22 protein-coding genes are annotated in these 17,070 nt (G+C 74.7%); 20 read left to right on the forward strand and 2 right to left on the reverse strand.

The features are described 5' to 3' along the window. Position 1 precedes the first annotated feature (1 nt). From LHA26_RS08925 to LHA26_RS09010, 18 genes are all read left to right on the forward strand, one after another. A complete protein-coding gene (locus LHA26_RS08925) occupies positions 2 to 1,129 on the forward strand; it encodes a phage portal protein (RefSeq protein ID WP_252165278.1) in 1,128 nt (375 codons plus the stop codon). Beyond that, positions 1,126 to 1,443, forward strand: a complete 318-nt coding sequence (locus tag LHA26_RS08930) for a DUF6127 family protein (RefSeq protein ID WP_252165279.1) — start codon at positions 1,126 to 1,128, stop codon at positions 1,441 to 1,443. The genes LHA26_RS08925 and LHA26_RS08930 overlap by 4 nt, the downstream gene beginning before the upstream one ends. Continuing rightward, positions 1,440 to 1,868 carry an HK97 family phage prohead protease gene (locus LHA26_RS08935; RefSeq protein WP_252165280.1) on the forward strand — a complete coding sequence of 143 codons (429 nt, stop codon included), beginning with the start codon at positions 1,440 to 1,442 and terminating at the stop codon, positions 1,866 to 1,868. The genes LHA26_RS08930 and LHA26_RS08935 overlap by 4 nt, the downstream gene beginning before the upstream one ends. Then, entirely contained in the window at positions 1,858 to 2,982 is a 1,125-nt protein-coding gene (locus LHA26_RS08940; protein ID WP_252165281.1) for a phage major capsid protein, read from the forward strand. Before LHA26_RS08935 ends, LHA26_RS08940 begins: the two co-directional genes overlap by 11 nt. Positions 2,983 to 2,997: 15 nt before the next feature. Then, positions 2,998 to 3,522, forward strand: a complete 525-nt coding sequence (locus LHA26_RS08945; protein ID WP_252165282.1) for a head-tail connector protein — start codon at positions 2,998 to 3,000, stop codon at positions 3,520 to 3,522. Continuing rightward, positions 3,519 to 3,845, forward strand: coding sequence for a head-tail adaptor protein (locus LHA26_RS08950; protein WP_252165283.1), 327 nt, complete (start codon positions 3,519 to 3,521; stop codon positions 3,843 to 3,845). Before LHA26_RS08945 ends, LHA26_RS08950 begins: the two co-directional genes overlap by 4 nt. Next, the gene (locus LHA26_RS08955) at positions 3,842 to 4,039 is read left to right on the forward strand and encodes a hypothetical protein (RefSeq protein ID WP_252165284.1); all 198 of its coding nucleotides are present in this window, start codon (positions 3,842 to 3,844) and stop codon (positions 4,037 to 4,039) included. The genes LHA26_RS08950 and LHA26_RS08955 overlap by 4 nt, the downstream gene beginning before the upstream one ends. After that, a complete protein-coding gene (gene gp17, locus LHA26_RS08960; protein ID WP_252165285.1) occupies positions 4,036 to 4,413 on the forward strand; it encodes a tail completion protein gp17 in 378 nt (125 codons plus the stop codon). Before LHA26_RS08955 ends, gp17 begins: the two co-directional genes overlap by 4 nt. Positions 4,414 to 4,438: 25 nt before the next feature. Beyond that, positions 4,439 to 4,846 carry a phage tail tube protein gene (locus LHA26_RS08965; protein WP_252165286.1) on the forward strand — a complete coding sequence of 136 codons (408 nt, stop codon included), beginning with the start codon at positions 4,439 to 4,441 and terminating at the stop codon, positions 4,844 to 4,846. An 11-nt stretch (positions 4,847 to 4,857) separates the two neighbouring features. After that, positions 4,858 to 5,151 carry a GTA-gp10 family protein gene (locus LHA26_RS08970; protein ID WP_252168335.1) on the forward strand — a complete coding sequence of 98 codons (294 nt, stop codon included), beginning with the start codon at positions 4,858 to 4,860 and terminating at the stop codon, positions 5,149 to 5,151. Beyond that, complete coding sequence (locus LHA26_RS08975; RefSeq protein ID WP_252165287.1) at positions 5,148 to 5,348, forward strand: phage tail assembly chaperone; 201 nt, start codon at positions 5,148 to 5,150, stop codon at positions 5,346 to 5,348. Before LHA26_RS08970 ends, LHA26_RS08975 begins: the two co-directional genes overlap by 4 nt. Continuing rightward, positions 5,341 to 5,952, forward strand: coding sequence for a tail tape measure protein (locus tag LHA26_RS08980; protein ID WP_252165288.1), 612 nt, complete (start codon positions 5,341 to 5,343; stop codon positions 5,950 to 5,952). The genes LHA26_RS08975 and LHA26_RS08980 overlap by 8 nt, the downstream gene beginning before the upstream one ends. 3 nt (positions 5,953 to 5,955) lie before the next feature. Then, a complete protein-coding gene (locus tag LHA26_RS08985; protein ID WP_252165289.1) occupies positions 5,956 to 8,283 on the forward strand; it encodes a DUF2460 domain-containing protein in 2,328 nt (775 codons plus the stop codon). Next, positions 8,280 to 9,098, forward strand: coding sequence for a phage/gene transfer agent baseplate hub protein (locus LHA26_RS08990; RefSeq protein ID WP_252165290.1), 819 nt, complete (start codon positions 8,280 to 8,282; stop codon positions 9,096 to 9,098). The genes LHA26_RS08985 and LHA26_RS08990 overlap by 4 nt, the downstream gene beginning before the upstream one ends. Continuing rightward, entirely contained in the window at positions 9,095 to 9,496 is a 402-nt protein-coding gene (locus tag LHA26_RS08995) for a peptidoglycan endopeptidase (RefSeq protein WP_252165291.1), read from the forward strand. The genes LHA26_RS08990 and LHA26_RS08995 overlap by 4 nt, the downstream gene beginning before the upstream one ends. Before the next feature lie 3 nt (positions 9,497 to 9,499). Then, positions 9,500 to 11,644, forward strand: coding sequence for a GTA baseplate fiber-binding domain-containing protein (locus tag LHA26_RS09000; protein ID WP_252165292.1), 2,145 nt, complete (start codon positions 9,500 to 9,502; stop codon positions 11,642 to 11,644). A 28-nt stretch (positions 11,645 to 11,672) separates the two neighbouring features. Next, positions 11,673 to 12,173, forward strand: a complete 501-nt coding sequence (locus LHA26_RS09005) for a DUF2793 domain-containing protein (protein WP_252165293.1) — start codon at positions 11,673 to 11,675, stop codon at positions 12,171 to 12,173. A 188-nt stretch (positions 12,174 to 12,361) separates the two neighbouring features. Beyond that, positions 12,362 to 13,471, forward strand: coding sequence for an OmpA family protein (locus tag LHA26_RS09010; protein WP_252165294.1), 1,110 nt, complete (start codon positions 12,362 to 12,364; stop codon positions 13,469 to 13,471). Positions 13,472 to 13,617: 146 nt separating this feature from the next. Here LHA26_RS09010 and thpR read toward each other — a convergent pair whose 3' ends face one another. Beyond that, positions 13,618 to 14,172 carry an RNA 2',3'-cyclic phosphodiesterase gene (thpR, locus tag LHA26_RS09015; protein WP_252165295.1) on the reverse strand — a complete coding sequence of 185 codons (555 nt, stop codon included), beginning with the start codon at positions 14,170 to 14,172 and terminating at the stop codon, positions 13,618 to 13,620. A gap of 102 nt (positions 14,173 to 14,274) precedes the next feature. Between thpR and LHA26_RS09020 the strand changes: the two genes are divergently transcribed. Beyond that, complete coding sequence (locus LHA26_RS09020; RefSeq protein WP_252165296.1) at positions 14,275 to 15,018, forward strand: Bax inhibitor-1/YccA family protein; 744 nt, start codon at positions 14,275 to 14,277, stop codon at positions 15,016 to 15,018. A gap of 67 nt (positions 15,019 to 15,085) precedes the next feature. Here LHA26_RS09020 and LHA26_RS09025 read toward each other — a convergent pair whose 3' ends face one another. Then, the gene (locus tag LHA26_RS09025) at positions 15,086 to 15,961 is read right to left on the reverse strand and encodes a dienelactone hydrolase family protein (protein WP_252165297.1); all 876 of its coding nucleotides are present in this window, start codon (positions 15,959 to 15,961) and stop codon (positions 15,086 to 15,088) included. Between the two features lie 92 nt (positions 15,962 to 16,053). On the opposite strand from LHA26_RS09025, the gene pip reads away from it, so the two are divergent. Then, on the forward strand, positions 16,054 to 17,022 hold the full coding sequence (gene pip, locus LHA26_RS09030) for a prolyl aminopeptidase (protein ID WP_252165298.1): 969 nt from the start codon (positions 16,054 to 16,056) through the stop codon (positions 17,020 to 17,022). Positions 17,023 to 17,070: the final 48 nt, after the last annotated feature.

Below are 17,070 nucleotides of genomic sequence, written 5' to 3' on the forward strand. Positions count from 1 at the left end.
AATGCGATGGTTTGGCAAGGCGGCGCGCCCCGAGGCGCGGCCGGCGCTGGCGCGCGGCTTCGCGGCGGCGGGCGGCGGCGACTGGCCGCAGGGCTATGAGGCGCAGCTGCGCGCCGCCTATCTCGGCAATCCGGTGGCGCAGCGCGCGGTGCGGCTGGTGGCGGAGGGCGCCGCGAGCGTGCCGGTGGCGGTGACGCCGGAGGGGCATCGCGCGGGGGCGCTGATCGCGGGCGGCGATCAGGGCGGCCCGCTGATCGAGACGATGGCGGCGCAGCTGCTGCTGCACGGCAATGCCTTTGTCCAGATCCTCGCCGACGCCGATGGCGCGCCGGCCGAACTCTTCGCGCTGCGCCCCGAGCGGGTGACGATCGAGCCCGACGCGCGGGGCTGGCCCCAGGCCTATCTGTACCGCGCCGGCGGCCAGACGCTGCGGCTGGCGGCGCGCGGCGGCGATGGCCGGCCGGGGCTGATCCATGTCCGCGGGCTCAACCCGCTCGACGATCATTACGGGCTGGGCTGTCTCGCCGCGGCGGCGGGGCCGGTGGCGATCCACAATGCCGCGACGCGCTGGAACAAGGCGCTGCTCGACAATGCCGCGCGGCCGAGCGGGGCGCTGGTGTACGAGCCGGGCGAGCCGGGCGCGACGCTGTCCGCCGAGCAGTTCGAGCGGCTGCGGCGCGAGATGGACGCGAGCTTCGCGGGCGCGGGCAATGCCGGGCGGCCGCTGCTGCTCGAGGGCGGGCTGCGCTGGCAGCCGCTCAGCCTGTCGCCCGCCGACATGGATTTCATCGGGCTCAAGGCGGCGGCGGCGCGCGACATCGCGCTGGCCTTCGGCGTGCCGCCGATGCTGCTCGGCCTGCCGGGCGACAGCACCCATGCCAATTACAGCGAGGCCAATCGCGCCTTGTGGCGGCTCACCATCCTGCCGCTGGTCGGCAAGATGCTGGACGCGCTGGCGGCCGGGCTGCGCGGCTGGTGGCCCGAGCTGGCGCTGCGGCCGGCGCTGGACGCGGTGCCCGCGCTCGCCGCCGATCGCGAGCGGATCTGGGCGCAGGTGGCGCAGGCCGATTTCCTGAGCGGAACCGAGAAGCGGGCGATGCTGGGGCTCGCCCGGGCGGAGGAGGCATGAGGATGGACACGGACATGGTGCTCGCGCGGCTGGTGGCGCTGGGCGCCGAGGAGGGCACGGCGCTGGTGACGCTGCGCGCCATGGCCGAGGAGGCGAGCGAGGCCGGCGCGTCGCGCGCGCTGGAGCGGCTCGGCCTCGCCGATGCCCATGCGCGGGCGGATCTGGGCGAGCTGCGCCAGCTGCTTTCGGCCTGGCGCGACGCCAAGCGCAGCGCGCGCGACGCGGTGATCGCCTGGCTGATCCGGGTGGCGCTGGCGCTGCTGCTGCTCGGCCTGGCGGCGCGCTTCGATCTGCTCGCGCTGGTGCGGCGATGAGCCTGCGCCTCGCCGGCTATGCGGCGCTGTTCGACACGGTGGACAAGGGCGGCGACCTGATCCGCCCGGGCGCCTTCCGGCGCGCGGTGGCGGCGGGCGCGGCGCGGGTGCCGCTGCTGTGGCAGCACGAGGCGGCGCGGCCGATCGGCCGGATCGAGCATCTCGCCGAGGACCGGCGCGGGCTGCGCGTGATCGCGCGGCTGACCCCGGGCGCCCCGGGCGCCGAGGCGGCGGCGGCGCTGCTGCGCGACGGCGCGATCGGCGGGCTGAGCTTCGGCTATCGCGTGCGCGCCAGCCAGGCGGCGCCGGCGGGGCGCGCGCTGACCGATGTCGAGCTTGTCGAGATTTCCCTGGTGACCTTCCCGATGCAGCCGGGTGCCCGGGTGCATGCCCTAGCAGACGAGGAGCAGGACGATGGACTATGAGGTGAAGGCGGATGCGCTGGCGGCGAGCTTCGCGCCGCTCGAGGCGGTGGACGGGTTGCGCGCCGACATGGCGGCGTTGAAGGCGCGGCTGGATCAGGCGGCGGTGGCGGCGGCGCGGCCGGCGCTGGACGGCGCCAAGGCGGCGCCCGAGGCGCGCGCCTTCATCGAGCGCTATTGCCGCGGCGGCGAGGTGGCGGGGCTGGAGATCAAGGCGGTGGCGGGCACCAGCGGCGCCGCCGGCGGCTATGCCGTGCCGCGCCAGATCGACGCGCAGATCGGCGACACGCTGCGCGCCATCTCGCCGCTGCGCGCGATCGCGCAGGTGGTGCAGATCGGCTCGGCGGGCTATCGCAAGCTGATCGCGACCGGCGGGGTCAGCTCGGGCTGGGCCGCCGAGGATGGCGTCCGCGCCGAGACGGCGACGCCGAGCTTTGTCGAGCTGGCGCCGCCGACCGGCGATCTCTTCGCCAATCCGGCGGCGAGCCAGGCGATGCTCGACGATGCCGCCTTCGACCTCGAGGCGTGGCTCGCCGCCGAGATCGGGCAGGAATTCGCGCGGGCGGAGGGCGCCGCCTTCATCAATGGCGATGGCGCCAACAAGCCGCGCGGGCTGATGCAGGCGCCGCGCGCCAGCCAGGACGATGCCGGCCGGCCCTTTGGCACGCTCCAATACCGGGCGACGGGGGTGGACGGGAAATGGCCGGCCGCCCAGCCCGAGAATGCGCTGATCGATCTCGTCCAGTGCCTGCGCCAGCCCTATCGCCAGGGCGCGACCTGGCTGATGAACGCGGCGACGCTGGCGAGCATCCGCAAGTTCAAGACCAATGACGGCGCCTTTCTGTGGCAGCCGGGCCTCGCCGCCGGCCAGCCGGGCACGCTGCTCGGCTATCCGGTGGCCGAGGCCGAGGACATGCCCGATATCGGCTCCGGCACCACGCCGATCGCCTTCGGCAATTTCCGGCTGGGCTATCTGATCGTCGATCGCGGCGAGACCGCGATCCTGCGCGATCCCTATACGCGCAAGCCCTTCGTCTATTTCTACGCGAGCCGCCGGGTGGGCGGCTGCGTCGCCAATAGCGAGGCGATCAAGCTGCTGCGCTTCGCCGCCAACTGACGCGCACAGGGGGGCATGATGGCGGACACCGACGAGGCCGGGCCGGCGGAGGCGCTGGTCCAGGCCAAGGCCTATCTGCGGATCGAGGACGCGGCCGAGGACGGGCTGCTGGCGGGGCTGGTCGGCAGCGCGCTGGCGCTGTGCGAGCGCTTCACCGGGGTGGCGCTGCTCGCCCGCGAGCAGGAGGCGCGGCTGGACGGCGCCGAGCCCGGCTGGCAGCGCCTGCCCGCGACCCCGGTGGCGGCGATCGCCGCGCCGCGCCTGGGCGGCCAGGCGCTGGCGGCGGCGGACTATGCGACCGATATCGACGCCGCCGGCGATGGCTGGGTGCGGCTGCGCAGCGCCCAGCCGGGGGTGGTGACGGTGCGCTTCACCGCCGGGCTCGCCAGCGGCTGGCCGGGGCTGCCGGCGCCGCTCCGCCAGGGCGTGGTGCGGCTGGCGGCGCATCTGCACGCGCATCGCGACGAGGCCGAGGCGGCGGCGCCGCCGGCGGCGGTGGCGGCGCTGTGGCGGCCCTGGCGGCGGATGCGGCTGCGATGAGCGGCCTGGCAAGCGCGCTGCGCGAGCGGGTTCGCCTGCTCATGCGCGACGAGACGCGCGACGCGCTGGGCGGCGCGGCGGGCCTGTGGCGGGAAGGGCCCGAGCGCTGGGCGGCGGTGCGCGGCGACGGCTTCAGCGGCGCGGGCGACGCGCGCTTCCTCGTGACGCTGCGGGCGAGCCAGCTGGTGCTCGCCGCCGAGCGGGTGCGCTGGCGCGGCCGGCTCTACGCCATCTGGCGCGCGCAGAGCGATCCGCTCGATCCCGAGCGGATCGTGTTCCGGGTGGAGGCGCTGCGCGGCGCGAGCCGGGGGGACGAGGCATGAGCGGACCGGGGCCGGACTGGGCGGCGGCGCTGGCGGCGCGCGCGGCGCGGCTGGCGACGCGGCTGGCGGCGACGGTGCCGCCGGACGTGGCGGTGGCGCTGACCGCGCGCGGGCTGGAGCTGCGCGGCGCGGCGCTGGCGGCGCGCAGCCTCGCCGATCCGCGGCTGCGCGATTTCGCGGGCTGGCTGTCATGACCGCCGCCGAGGCGCTGCAGAGCGCGCTGGTGGCGGCGCTGTCGCCGATCCTGCCGGTGCATGACGGGCCGCCGCGCCGCGCGGGCCGGCCCTATATCGAGATCGCCGAGACGCTGGCGCTCGACTGGGGGACCAAGGACCGGCCGGGGCGCGAGCTGCGGCTGTCGCTGCTGCTGTGGGACGAGCGCGCCAGCCCGGCGCGGCTCCACGCGCTGGCGGGGCGGGTGGAGGCGGCGGTGGCGGCGCTGCCGCGCGCGCTGCCGGGGCACAGGCTGGCGAGCCTGGTGCTGCTCCGCGCGCTGCTGGTGCGGCCCCCGGCCGGGCCCTGGGCGGCGCGGCAGGACTGGCGGGCGCGGCTGCTCGCCGAGGCATGATTTCGCACAAGAGGGGAGATTGACCATGGCCGCACAGAGCGGGGCGAGCTTTCTGCTCAAGATCGGCGACGGCAAGCCCGATCCGGGCTTCACCACGATCGCCGGGCTGCGCACCACCCAGATGCGCATCGATGGCGAGATGGTGGCGATCACCAACAAGGATTCGGGCGGCTGGCGCGAATTGCTGGACGGCGCCGGCACGCGCAGCCTTTCGGTGAGCGGGAGCGGCATCTTCACCGGATCGGCGGCGGAGACGCGGCTCAAGGCGCAGGCGCTGTCGGGCCGGATCGAGACGTTCGAGCTGAGCTTCGACGGCGGCGAGCGGATGCGCGGCCGCTTCCTGGTGAGCCGGCTCGACTATAGCGGCGATTACAATGGCGAGCGCAGCTACACGCTGGCCCTGGAATCGGCCGGCCCGGTGGTGCCGCTGTGAGCGCCAACCCGATGCGCGGCGAGGCCGCCTTCCCGGTGCGCGGCGCGGCGCTGCGGCTGCGGCCGAGCTTCGCCGCGCTGGTCGCCGCCGAGACGGAGCTGGGCTCGCTGTTCGCGCTGGTCGAGCGCGCCGCCGAGGGCCGGCTGCGGCTCGACGAGGTGGTGGCGCTGTTCTGGCATTGCCGCAGCGACGCGCCCGAGGCGCTCGACCGCGCCAGCCTGGGCGAGGCGGTGGTGGAGGCGGGGCTGGCGGCGGCGCTGCCGGCGCTGCGCCAGCTGCTCGGCCAGATCGTGCAGGGCCGGTGAGCGCGGATTTCGCGGCGCGCGCGGCGCGGCTCGCGGGGCTGGCGGGGGCGCTGGCGGGCTGGTCGCCCGATCACTTCTGGCGCGCGACGCCGGCCGAGCTGGCGGCGCTGCTGCTGGCGCTGGCCGGGCCGGCGGCGGCGGCGCCCTGCGCGCGCGCCGAGCTGGAGCGGATGAAGGAGCGGTTTCCCGATGGATGAGGCGAGCGAGACGCTGCTGATCGACGTGCGCGCCGACACCCAGGGCTTTGCCCGCGACGCGGCGTCGCTGCGCGACATGATCGCGGGCGCGATGGGCGAGGGCGGGCGGCTGGGCGGGGTGATGATCCACCGCGCGCTGGGCGCGCTGCTGCTCGACGGCAAGGTGGATATCGAGCGGCTGGCGCTGGGGACGCTGCGCCAGCTCGCCGAGCAGGCGGTGGGCGTGCTCGTCAAGGCGACGGGGCTCGGCGGGGGCGGCGGCGCGGCGATCGGCGGCGGCGGCGGCGCGGGCGGCGGCGGCGGGCTCGATCTGCTCGCGCTGGCGGGCGGGCTGGTGCGGGGGCTGATCGGCGCGCCCGGCCGCGCCACCGGCGGCCCGGTCGCGCCCGGCGCGGCCTATCGCGTGGGCGAGCAGGGCGCCGAATGGTTCGTGCCGGCGAGCGCGGGGCGGATCGTGCCCGCCGGCGAGGCCGGCGCGGCGCGTCCGGTGCGGGTCGAGATCGTGGTGCGGCCCCCGGCCGAGACGGCGCCGGCGGCGCTCGCCCAATCCTCCCGCCAGGTGGCGCGCGCGGTGGCCGAGGCGCTGGCGGCGGCGGAGCGCTGAGCCATGGGCCATTGGCTGGCGGACGCCGAGGCGGCGGCGCGCGCCCAGGCGCAGGGCGGCTGGCTGCGGCGTTTCGACCCGCGCTACTGGACCGTCGACTTCCCCCGGCCGATGATGGCGGGGGTGGTGACGACGGCGGTGGACGCGCTGCGGGTCGAGGCGCTCTTCTACAATCGCGACGATCTCGCCGGGCTGATCTGGGAGGCGGAGGATCGCCGGGACCATCCGCTGCTGCGCTACGAGACCGCGCGCGACTTTCGCGGCGTGACGCTGCGCTTCCGCTGGCGTTCGCGCGGGCTGAAGCCGCTCGACGCGGTGCATGGCCCGACGCTGACGCTGGAGGGGCGCGACCCCGAGGGGCGCGCGCGCGCCTGGTATGTGCGGCTGTGGAACTATGCGCGCGGGACGCCCGAGGATGCCGAGATCCGCCTCGATTTCGCGGCGCTCGCCGCCGGCTGGACGCCCGGCGAAGGCGAGGGCGCCTATGCCGGCGACCTCGACCGCATCATGGTTTCGCTGGCGGCGCCGGGCTATGACGCCAAGCCCGGCCGGCTGGCGGCGCCCGCCGAGGCCTGGCTGGAGCTGAGCGGGCTGCGCTGCGACGGGCCGGGGGCGGTGCTGGCGCGGGGCGATGCCTGGCTGCCGCCGCACGGCGCCGGGATCGCGACCGGCTATGACGATGGCTATAATCAGACGCCGGCGCGGCTGATCGGCCAGATCGAGGCGCTCGGCTATCGCGGGGCGATCTGCCACTATATCGGCATGAGCCATTATTTCCGGCTGCGGCCGGACGGGGTGGCGCTGCGCGCGGACGAGGCGGCGCCGGTGCTGAACGGGCCCTGCCGGATGTGGCACGCCGATCTGCTGCGCCGCGCCGCGGCGGCCGGGCTGGAGGTGATCCTCTCGCTCTCCTACGAGATGCTGGAGGCGCATTGCTGGGAGGCGTGGAAGCAGCGCTTCGCCGATGGCAGCCCGGCGCTGACCGGCTGGCAGCCGCCCTCCGCTTTGCTCTCGCCCGCGCATCCGGGCGCGATGGCCTATCTCCAGGCGGTCGCCCGCGCCCTCGCGTCGCTGGCGGTGGCGGCGGGCGTGCCGGTGCGCGTGCAGATCGGCGAGCCCTGGTGGTGGGTGCGCGCGGATGGCGCGATCGCGCTCCACGACGCCGCCGCGCGCGCCGTGCTGGGACGCGAGGCGGCGACGGTGACGCAGGTGCGCGGCGCGCCGCCGGCGGCGGCGCTGGCGGTGCTGGACCGGGCCGGCGCGCTGCTGGCCGCCAGCACCGCCGCACTCCGCGACGCGGTTAAGGCGGTGGCGCCCGAAGCCGAGACGCTGCTGCTCGTCTATCTGCCGACGCTGCTCGATCCCGCCACGCCCGAGGCGCGGCGCGCCAATCTGCCCGCCGCCTGGGCGCGCCCGGCCTTCGACCGGCTTCAGCTGGAGGATTATGCGTGGGTGACGGCGGGCGCGGCCGGCGCCTCGGCGCGCGGCGCCGAAGAGGCGGGCGCGCGGCTCGGCTATCCGCCCGAGCGCCAGGATTATCTCGCCGGCTTCGTGGCGGACGCCGAGGCGGCGGCGGCGGCCTGGCCGCGGATCGAGGCGGCGGCGGCGGCGGCGCGGGCGCGCGGCGTGGCGCGGCTCTTCGTCTGGGCGCTGCCGCAGGTGGCGCGCGACGGCTTCACCCGGTTCGGCGAGGAGGAGGGCGCGATGGATGCGTTCGACGAGGTGGATTTCCCGCTGGCGCTGGGGCGCGAGGCGCAGGTGGCGCCCGGCTTCTCGACCAGCATCGTGACCAGCGCGGCGGGCCATGAGCAGCGCAACAGCGCCTGGGCCGAGGCGCGGCTGCGCTTCGACGCGGGGCCGGGGGTGCGATCGGAGGCGGACATGGCGCGGCTGCTCGCCTTTTTCCGGGCGCGGCGGGGCGCGGCGCGCGGCTTCCGCTTCCGCGATCCGTTCGATTCCAGCTCGGCGGCGGACAATGGCGTGCCCTCGCCGACCGACCAGCGGCTGGGCCTGGGCGACGGTCAGCGCACCGATTTTCCGCTGCTCAAATTGTATGGCGAGGGCGATCCGCAGGGGCGGCGGATCACCCGCCCGGTGGCGGGCAGCGTGCGGGTGAGCCTGGACGGGGTGGAGCGGCTGGCGGGCTGGCAGCTGGCGCCGGGCGGGCTGATCCGCTTCGCCGCGCCGCCGGCGCCGGGCGCGATCGTGCGCGCGGGCTATCGCTTCGACGTTCCGGTGCGCTTCGCCGAGGATCGGCTGGAGGTGAACCGCGCGGCGTTCGGCGCCGGGATCGCGACCAGCGTGCCGCTGGTGGAGCTGCGCGAGGCATGAGCGGGCCGGTGGTGGAGGCCGCGCTGACGACGCTGGCGCTGGGCTGGCGGCTCGACCGGCGCGACGGGGTGACGCTGGGCTTTACCAGCCATGATCGCGATCTGACGGTGGCCGGGCTGCGGTATCGCGCGCGGCCGGGCATGCTGCCCTCGGCGCTGCGCCAGGGCGACGGCTTCCAGGTGGCGACGCTCGACGTGGCGGGCACGCTCAGCGACGCGGCGATCCGCGCGGCCGATCTCGACGCCGGCCGCTGGGACGGCGCGCTCTGCCGGCTCTATCTGATCGACTGGGCCGCCCCCGAGGCGGGGCTGCTGCTGCTCGCGCGGGGCGAGCTGGGCGATGTGACGCGGCGCGACAGCGGCTTCACCGCCGAGCTGCGCGGCGCCACCGCGCTCTTAGAACGGCCGGTGGTGGAGCGGACCAGCGCCGAGTGCCGCGCCGATCTGGGCGACCGGCGCTGCCGCATCGACCTCGCGCCGCGCACGCGGGTGGCGCGGCTGGTGGCGATCGACGAGGCGGGGCTGACAGCGGACACCGCCGAGCCGGTGCCCAACGCCTATGGCTTCGGCCGGCTGCGCTGGCTGGACGGCGCCAATGCCGGGCTCTGGTGCGCCGTCGCGGCCTCATCGGGCACGCGGCTGACGCTGCGCGCGGCGCCGCGCGCGCCGGCGGTGGCGGGCGAGCGGCTGCTGCTGGTGGAAGGCTGCGACCGCACCTTCGCCACCTGCCGCGCGCGCTTCGGCAACGCCGCCAATTTCCGCGGCGAGCCGCATCTGCCGGGTCATGATCTGCTCGCCCGCTACGGCACGCGATGAGCGGCGCGGTGGTGGCGCGCGCGCGGCGGTGCCTGGGCACGGCCTTTCGCGGCCATGGCCGGCGGCCGGGCGAGGCGCTGGATTGCGTGGGGCTCGCCGCCTTCGCGCTGGCCGTGCCCGATCCGCCCGGCGGCTATGCGCTGCGCGGCGGCGGGGCGGCGGGCGCGGCGGCGGCGATCGGCGCGGCCGGGCTGGCGCCGGTGCGCGACGGCGGCCTGCCGGGCGATCTGCTGCTGCTCGCCACCGGCCCGCACCAGCTGCATCTCGCGATCGCGAGCGCGGCGGGCTTCATCCATGCCGATGCCGGGCTGGGGCGGGTGGTGGAGGTGCCGGGGCCGCCGCCCTGGCCGGTGATCGGACGGTTCCGCCGCGCGACGCGGCGCGCAGGCGGGGGATGAGCGATGGCGACTTTGGTGCTGCAGACGGTGGGCGCCGCGCTCGGCGGGCCGATCGGCGGCGCGGTCGGCGCGCTGATCGGCTATACCCTCGATCACACGCTGTTCACGCCGCGCGCGGCGCGGGGGCCGCGGCTCAACGGGCTGGCGGTGCAGGGATCGGGCTATGGCGCGGCGCTGCCGCGTCTGTTCGGGACGATGCGCGTGGCGGGCACGGTGATCTGGTCGACCGACCTGATCGAGCGGCGCGAGGAGGCCGGCGGCGGCAAGGGCCGGGGATCGACCACGCATTATAGTTATTCCGCCTCCTTCGCGGTCGCGCTGTCGGCGCGGCCGATCCAGCGGGTGGGGCGGATCTGGGCCGAGGGCAATTTGCTGCGCGGCGCGGCGGGCGACTGGAAGAGCCCGATCGCCGGCTTCCGCCTCCATCTGGGCGACGAGGGCCAGGCGCCCGATCCGCTGATCGCGGCCGCGCAGGGGCTGGACGCGACCCCGGCCTATCGCGGCCTCGCCTATGCCGTGTTCGAGGGGCTCGAGCTGGGGGCGTTCGGCAACCGCATCCCGTCGCTCGGCTTCGAGGTGATCGCCGACGCGGCGCCGGTGTCGGTGGGCGAGATCGCGGCCGCGCTGAGCGACGGCGCGATCCGCGGCGGCCCGGGCGAACGGCTGACGGGCTTTGCCGCCGAGGGCGACAGCGTGCGGGGCGCGCTGGAGGCGCTGGCCGAGGCGCTGCCGATCGCGCTCGGCGAGGATGCGCAGGGGCTGGTGCTGCTCGACGAGGACGCGCCGGCGCGGCCGATCGATCCGCTGGCGCTGGGCGGCCATGGCGGCACGCGCGCGGCGCCCCGGCTGGAGATCGAGCGGCGCGGCGAGGGCCTGCTGACCGAGGCGCTGACGCTGATGCATTATGATCCCGCGCGCGATTTCCAGCCCGGCGCGCAGACGGCGCGGCGCGGCGCGGCGGGGCGGCGCGGCGGCACGGTGGCGCTGGCGGCGGCGCTGCCGGCGGCGGCCGCGCGCGCGCTGGCCGAGGCGCGGCTGGCGCGCGACGCGGCGGCGCGCGAGACGGCGCGGGTGACGCTGTCGGCGGCGGGGCTGGCGGTGCCGGTGGGCGCGATCCTGCGCCTGCCCGATCTCGCCGGGCGCTGGCGCGTGCGCGAGCGCCGCTTCGAGGAGTGGGTGGTGACGCTCGCCTGCACCCGCCTGCCCGGCGCGGCGCCGCCGCCCCCGCCCGCCAGCCCGGGCGCGCCGGTGATCGAGCCCGATCGCCTGTCCGGCCGGACCCGGCTGGCGCTGCTCGACCTGCCGCTGGCCGAGGCGGCGCCGCGCGACGAGCCGGCGCTGCTGATCGCCGCGCGCGGCGACGGCGCGGGCTGGCGCGGCGCGATGCTGATCGGCAGCCGCGACGAGGGGCAGGGCTGGGAGGCGATCGGCGCCACCGCGCCGCCGGCGGTGATCGGCACGGCGGAGACGGCGCTCGCGCCCGGCGGCGCGCTGCTGGTGGACCGCCGCGCGACGCTGGTGGTGCGGCTGCCGGGCGAGACCGCGCTGGCCGGCGACGACCGGCTCGGCTGGTCGGCGGCGCGCACGCTGATGCTGGTGGGCGACGAGCTTCTCCAGTTCGGCACGGCGACGGCCTTGGGCGACGGGCGCTTCCGCCTGTCCACGCTGCTGCGCGGGCGGCGCGGCACCGAATGGGCGATGGCGCTGCACCAGCCGGGCGAGCGCGTGGTGCTGATCGAGCCTACGTCGCTGCGCCGCTGGCCGCTGCCGCTGGCCGCGCTCGGCACGCGGCTGCGCGTGTCGGCGAGCGGGGTCGGCGATGCCGAGCCGGCCGAGGCGGCGCTGCGCTTCATGGGCGCGGCGCTGGCGCCGCCCGCGCCGGTGGCGGGACGGATGCGGCGGCGCGGCGCGGGGGTGCGGATCGAGTGGGTGCGCCGCAGCCGCCAGGGCTGGGACTGGCGCGACGGCGGCGAGGCGCCGCTCGGCGAGGAGCGCGAGCGCTATCGCGTGACGGTGGAGGGCGCTCCCCCACACGAGACCGACCGGCCCTGGCTGGAGCTGGCGGCGGCGCGCCCCGGCCTGTCGGTCACGATCGAGCAGCTCGGCACCGTCGCCGCCTCGCCGCCGCTCCGGCTGGTCCTGCCCTGAATGACGCTGTCACGCCAAGGAGATCGATATGGCCGACGAGACACCCTGGCTGCGCCTGCCGCTGCTCGCGCCCGGCCAGGCGCAGAAGGAGCTTTTCCACAATGAGGCGCTCGCTTTGCTCGACGGGGTGGCGCAGCTCGCGGTCGCGGGCCTCGGGCTGACGGCACCCCCGGCCGCGCCCAGGCCGGGCCAGTGCTGGATTGTCGGGGCCGCGGCGACGGGTGAGTTTGCCGGCCAAGATCAGGCACTTGCCATCTGGACCGAGGGAGGGTGGCGGTTCGTGGCGGCGCGGCCGGGCATGACCGGCTGGCTGATCCCCGACGGCCTGCCGGTACGCTTCGAGGACGATCGCTGGACGGTCGGCGAGCTGTGCGCCAAGCGCCTGAAAATAGGCGGCCGACAGGTGGTAGGAATGCAACAGTCGGCCGTGGCACTGCCGAGCGGCGGGAGCAATCCGGATGCCGAGGCGCGGGCCGCAATTTCGCGGATCGTTACGGCGCTGGTTGCGCATGGGCTGATCGCCCCCTAAAAAAAGTTCGGTTGCGAGGAAACCGGATGCCGCCTTGCGTGTTTGAGCGTCGCTTGCTGGGGCGGAATTCTCGCGAAGCCGCTGTGGTTTCTCGGCAACAGAGTGGGAATATGCGCGCTTGCGCGGATACCCCGCAGGGACTAGGCATTCTTCGTTTCCGTTAGGGAACTGAACGAAAGGGGATTAACATGCGGAAGCTCGCCGTAATTATGGCGCTGGCCTCCACTGCGTTGGCCGCCCCGGCCTTCGCGAAGGACAAAGCCTGGTATGTCGGCGTCGAAGGCGGCGGCATGATCGTCGAAGATTCGACGTATGATCTCGGCGGCACGCCGAATGCGTTCAAGGTGAACCAGAAGACGGGTTTCGACGTCGACGGCATCGTCGGCTACGATCTCGGTCCGATCCGGATCGAGGGCGAAGTCGGCTACAAGCGCGCCGAAGTCAGCAGCTTCACCGCCAACGCGCCGATCTTCAACGGCACCACGGTTCCGGCCGGCACCTATAATTCGAGCCGCTCGGGCAACACCGACGTCCTGAGCTTCATGGCCAACGGCCTGCTCGACTTCGGCGACGAGAACGGCATCAGCGGCTATGTCGGCGGCGGTGTCGGCGTGGCGCGCGTCTCGGCCAACATCTGGCGCTTCAACGGCGGTCCGGTGTTCATCGACGGCAGCGACACCCGCTTCGCCTTCCAGGGCATCGCCGGCGTCCGCGTGCCCGTCACCAACCAGATCGACGTGGGTGTGAAGTATCGCTTCTTCAACACCTTCGGCGTGCGTCAGACCGACTCGTCGGGCGTCGACGCGATCGGCCGCTTCCGGTCGCACTCGCTGCTCGCCAGCCTGATCTTCAACTTCGGCGAGCCGGCCGCCCCGCCGCCGCCGCCGCCGCCGCCGCCGCCGCCCCCGCCGCCCCCGCCGCCGCCGCCGCCGCCCCCGCCGCCGCCGGCCAACCCGGGTCCGTTCATCGTGTTCTTCGACTGGAACAAGTCGGACATCACGCCGGAAGCGGCTTCGATCCTGGACAATGCCGCTGCGTCCTATGCGCAGACCGGCTCGGCCTCGGTCATGCTCGCGGGCTACACCGACACCTCGGGTTCGGCGAAGTACAATATGGGCCTCTCGCAGCGTCGTGCCGACGCGGTGAAGGCGTACCTCGCGGGCAAGGGCGTGCCGGACACGGCGATGACCACCCAGGCGTTCGGCGAGACCAAGCTGCTCGTCCAGACCGCCGACGGTGTGCGCGAGCCGCAGAACCGCCGCGTGGAGATCACCTTCGGTCCGGGTTCGGGCCAGTAAGGCGATCCTTCTTCCCGAACCCCGGGCGACCGGGGTTCGTGGACGAGGCGAAAAGGGGGAGTCGGCGCAGGCCGGCTCCCCTTTTTTCATGCCCGGGCGCGCGCACGCCGCCCCGAGGGGCGGTCCCCAGCCCGCGACACAAAATCTTACAAAGCCGCGTCCGGCCCCAGCGGCAGGCGCAGCACCGGCGCGTAGCGGGCGCCATCGCGGCCGAGCAGGCTCTCGTAGAGCCGCACCTCGGTGAAGCGGAAGGCGAGCGCGGGCGGCGCCGGCAGCTGCGCCGCCGCGGCTTCGGGCACCGCCAGCGAACGCGGCAGGCGGGCGGTGGTGATATGCGGTCGATAGGCGCGCGGATCGGGCGCGATGCCGGCGGCGCGGAGCAGCCGATCGACCTTGTCATGCAGCGCGCGAAGCTCGGAAATCGGGCCGATTCCAACCCATAGGCTGTCCGCCCGGCCCTTGTGCGCGAAGCATCCCAGGCCTTCGAGCCGGGCCTCGATGGCGGGGTGGTGCAGCCCCGACAGCGCCACCGCGATATCCTCCGCGACCTGGCCATTCTGCTCGCCCAGGAAGCGCAGCGTGCAGTGGAGCTGCTCGTCCGTCTGCCAGCGCGCGCCGGCGATGCCGCCCTGCACCGCGCGGATCGCGGCGCGGATCGCCGGCGGGGGGTGCAGGGCCACGAACAGGCGGTGATGGGCCATGGCGCTCCTCTCGCGCGCCCGGTTTCGCTTGAAAGGCGACGGGCGAAGGCTGATATTGGCGATGTCGGCGACGTTCGTCGACAACGAGGAGAGTGTATTTCGATGGCTAACTGGTCTGACCCCCGGACGACCGCGGTGCCCCGTGCCGCGACGGGCGCGCGCGAAGCCGCCTTCGACACGGGGCTGCGCACCTATATGCTGTCCGTGTACAACTATATGACGTCGGGCGTGCTGCTCACCGGCATCGTCGCCCTGCTGTTCGCCTCGGGCGGGATCAACTCGCCGGCGGCGCAGGTCTTCCTGCATGGCGGGCCGCTGCGCTGGGTGGTGATGCTGGCGCCGCTGGGCGTGGTGATGTGGCTGAGCTTCGGGATCAACCGCCTGTCGGAAAACGGCGCCAAGGCGCTGTTCTGGCTGTACGCGGTGCTGATGGGCCTGTCGCTCTCGTCGATCCTGCTCGTCTATACGGGCAGCTCGGTCGCCCAGGCCTTTTTCGCCACCGCCGCCGGCTTCGGCGCGCTGAGCCTCTATGGCTACACCACCAAGCGCGATCTCACCGCGATGGGGAGCTTCTTCATCGTCGGCGTGGTCGGCCTGATCGTCGCCATGCTGATCAACATGTTCGTCCGCTCGACCGCGATGGACCTGATCATTTCGGCGGTGGGCGTGCTGCTCTTCGCCGGGCTCACCGCCTATGACACGCAGCGCATCAAGAGCGGCTATTTCGCGGTGCGCGGCACGGCGCTGCAGACCAAGTCGGCGATCATGGGCGCGCTCCAGCTGTATCTCGACTTTGTGAACATGTTCATGTTCCTGCTTCGCTTCATGGGCAATCAGCGCAACTAGGCGCGGCGTTCCCGCTGACGAGATCGAGGCCCGGCGGCGCTCCGCCGGGCCTTTTTCGTGCCCGCGATCAGCCGAGCGTGCGGTGGAAGAAGGCGAGGGTGCGCGTCCAGGCCAGGGTGGCGGCGGGCGCATTGTAGCGCGCCGCCGACGTGTCATTGTGGAAGGCGTGATCGACGCCGGGATAGACATAGGATTCGACCGGGCGGCCGGCGGCGGCGAGCGCGGCGAGCCAGGGCCTGGCGCTGGCCTCCACGCGGGTATCGAGCCCGGCATAATGGAGGAGCAGCGGCGCCCGCACCGCCGCCGCCGTCTCCGGCGCGGGGGCCGGCCCGTAGAAGGCGCAAATGGCGGCGGCATGCGGATCGCCGCTGGTCGCGACGCGATCGGCGAGCGCGCCGCCCCAGCAGAAGCCGAGCACGCCGATCCGGCCGCGCGCCGGCGCGCCGCCCGCCGCGATCCAGCCCAGCGTGGCGCGGACATCGGCGAGCGTGCGGCCGAGATCGAGCGCGGCGATGGCCTCGCGGGCGCGATCCTCGTCCGCCGGCGTGCCGCCCTCGGGGCTGAGCAGATCGGGCGCGAGCGCGGCGAAGCCGGCCACGGCGAGGCGGCGCGCGACATCGCGCGTATAGGGCTGGAGGCCGCGATTCTCGTGCAGCACGACGACGACGCCCTGCGGCCGGTCGCGCGGGGCGGCCCAATAGCCCTCGAGGCTGCGGCCCGGGCCGACCGGCCAGCGCAGCGTGCGCGCGGCGAGGCGAGGATCGGTCTCGGCGATCTGCGCGGCGGCGGCGGGGCTGGCGGCGATCGACTGGAAGAGAAGCTCGGCGGCGGCGGCGCTGCCGGCGAGCCGCGTCAGCGCCGCCATGGCGGCGCGCCGATCGTGCGAGACATGGGTGAAATGATCATAGACCGCGATCGCGCGGCGCCGGTCTTCCTCGTCCATGGCGATCCTCCCTGGCGCGCATGCTAGACCGGCGTCGCGATCAGCGGCAAGGCCCTGGGAAGCCCAGACGAACGCCAGCACGGGAGACAGGCATGACCGAGGCACGCCAGCCATTGAGCCCCTTTCCGGCGATCGAGCCGTTCGAGGCGGGCATGCTCGACACGGGCGAGGGCCACCAGATCTATTGGGAGCGGGTGGGGCGGCGCGGCGGCATTCCCGCCGTCTTCCTCCATGGCGGGCCGGGCGGGGGATGCACCCCCGGGCAGCGCCGGCTGTTCGATCCCGCGCGCTACGACCTGCTGCTGTTCGACCAGCGCGGCTGCGGCCGGTCCCGGCCCCATGCCGCGCTCGAGGCGAACACGACCTGGCATCTGGTGGAGGATATCGAGCGGCTGCGGCGCGCATGCGGCCATGCGCGCTGGCTCGTCTTCGGCGGCAGCTGGGGATCGACGCTGGCGCTCGCCTATGCCCAGGCGCATCCCGACCATGTCTCGGCGCTGGTGCTGCGCGGCATCTTCCTGCTCCGCGCGGCCGAACTCGCCTGGTATTATCAGGGCGGGGCCGCGTGGATCTTTCCCGACAAATGGGAGGCGTTCCTCGCCCCCGTGCCCGAGGCGGCGCGCGCCGATCTGATTAGCGCCTATCGCGCGCTGCTGACCGGCGACGACGCCGCCCGCCAGATCGAGGCGGCGCGGGCGTGGAGCCGCTGGGAAGGCGAGACGCTGACGCTGCTCCCCGACCCGGCGCTGGCCGACAGCTTCGCCGAGGATCATTTCGCGCTCGCCTTCGCGCGGATCGAGAATCATTATTTCCATCATCGCGGCTGGCTGGAGGAGGGCCAGCTGCTGCGCGACGCGGGCCGGCTGCGGGACATTCCCGGCACCATCATCCAGGGCCGCTACGACATGGCGACGCCGATGCGCAGCGCCTGGGATCTGCACCGCGCCTGGCCCGAGGCGCGGTTCGAGCCGGTGGCGGATGCGGGCCATGCCTTTAGCGAGCCGGGCATTCTCGACCGGCTGCTCGCCGCCACCCAGCGTTATGCGGCGCTGCTCGGCTGAGGCGGCGGCGGCGCGCCCGTGCAGGACGCTTGCCGGGCGCGGGCCCGC

Source organism: Sphingomonas morindae, assembly GCF_023822065.1.
In the GTDB taxonomy this organism is placed as follows: domain Bacteria; phylum Pseudomonadota; class Alphaproteobacteria; order Sphingomonadales; family Sphingomonadaceae; genus Solisphingomonas; species Solisphingomonas morindae.

What these genes read in the sequence shown, in the direction of transcription:
- LHA26_RS08925 (WP_252165278.1), top strand. Translation starts at nt 2, where the DNA reads ATGCGATGGTTTGGCAAGGCGGCGCGCCCCGAGGCGCGGCCGGCGCTG.
- LHA26_RS08930 (WP_252165279.1), top strand. Translation starts at nt 1,126, where the DNA reads ATGAGGATGGACACGGACATGGTGCTCGCGCGGCTGGTGGCGCTGGGC.
- LHA26_RS08935 (WP_252165280.1), top strand. Translation starts at nt 1,440, where the DNA reads ATGAGCCTGCGCCTCGCCGGCTATGCGGCGCTGTTCGACACGGTGGAC.
- LHA26_RS08940 (WP_252165281.1), top strand. Translation starts at nt 1,858, where the DNA reads ATGGACTATGAGGTGAAGGCGGATGCGCTGGCGGCGAGCTTCGCGCCG.
- LHA26_RS08945 (WP_252165282.1), top strand. Translation starts at nt 2,998, where the DNA reads ATGATGGCGGACACCGACGAGGCCGGGCCGGCGGAGGCGCTGGTCCAG.
- LHA26_RS08950 (WP_252165283.1), top strand. Translation starts at nt 3,519, where the DNA reads ATGAGCGGCCTGGCAAGCGCGCTGCGCGAGCGGGTTCGCCTGCTCATG.
- LHA26_RS08955 (WP_252165284.1), top strand. Translation starts at nt 3,842, where the DNA reads ATGAGCGGACCGGGGCCGGACTGGGCGGCGGCGCTGGCGGCGCGCGCG.
- gp17 (WP_252165285.1), top strand. Translation starts at nt 4,036, where the DNA reads ATGACCGCCGCCGAGGCGCTGCAGAGCGCGCTGGTGGCGGCGCTGTCG.
- LHA26_RS08965 (WP_252165286.1), top strand. Translation starts at nt 4,439, where the DNA reads ATGGCCGCACAGAGCGGGGCGAGCTTTCTGCTCAAGATCGGCGACGGC.
- LHA26_RS08970 (WP_252168335.1), top strand. Translation starts at nt 4,858, where the DNA reads ATGCGCGGCGAGGCCGCCTTCCCGGTGCGCGGCGCGGCGCTGCGGCTG.
- LHA26_RS08980 (WP_252165288.1), top strand. Translation starts at nt 5,341, where the DNA reads ATGGATGAGGCGAGCGAGACGCTGCTGATCGACGTGCGCGCCGACACC.
- LHA26_RS08985 (WP_252165289.1), top strand. Translation starts at nt 5,956, where the DNA reads ATGGGCCATTGGCTGGCGGACGCCGAGGCGGCGGCGCGCGCCCAGGCG.
- LHA26_RS08990 (WP_252165290.1), top strand. Translation starts at nt 8,280, where the DNA reads ATGAGCGGGCCGGTGGTGGAGGCCGCGCTGACGACGCTGGCGCTGGGC.
- LHA26_RS08995 (WP_252165291.1), top strand. Translation starts at nt 9,095, where the DNA reads ATGAGCGGCGCGGTGGTGGCGCGCGCGCGGCGGTGCCTGGGCACGGCC.
- LHA26_RS09000 (WP_252165292.1), top strand. Translation starts at nt 9,500, where the DNA reads ATGGCGACTTTGGTGCTGCAGACGGTGGGCGCCGCGCTCGGCGGGCCG.
- LHA26_RS09005 (WP_252165293.1), top strand. Translation starts at nt 11,673, where the DNA reads ATGGCCGACGAGACACCCTGGCTGCGCCTGCCGCTGCTCGCGCCCGGC.
- LHA26_RS09010 (WP_252165294.1), top strand. Translation starts at nt 12,362, where the DNA reads ATGCGGAAGCTCGCCGTAATTATGGCGCTGGCCTCCACTGCGTTGGCC.
- thpR (WP_252165295.1), bottom strand. Translation starts at nt 14,172, where the DNA reads ATGGCCCATCACCGCCTGTTCGTGGCCCTGCACCCCCCGCCGGCGATC.
- LHA26_RS09020 (WP_252165296.1), top strand. Translation starts at nt 14,275, where the DNA reads ATGGCTAACTGGTCTGACCCCCGGACGACCGCGGTGCCCCGTGCCGCG.
- LHA26_RS09025 (WP_252165297.1), bottom strand. Translation starts at nt 15,961, where the DNA reads ATGGACGAGGAAGACCGGCGCCGCGCGATCGCGGTCTATGATCATTTC.
- pip (WP_252165298.1), top strand. Translation starts at nt 16,054, where the DNA reads ATGACCGAGGCACGCCAGCCATTGAGCCCCTTTCCGGCGATCGAGCCG.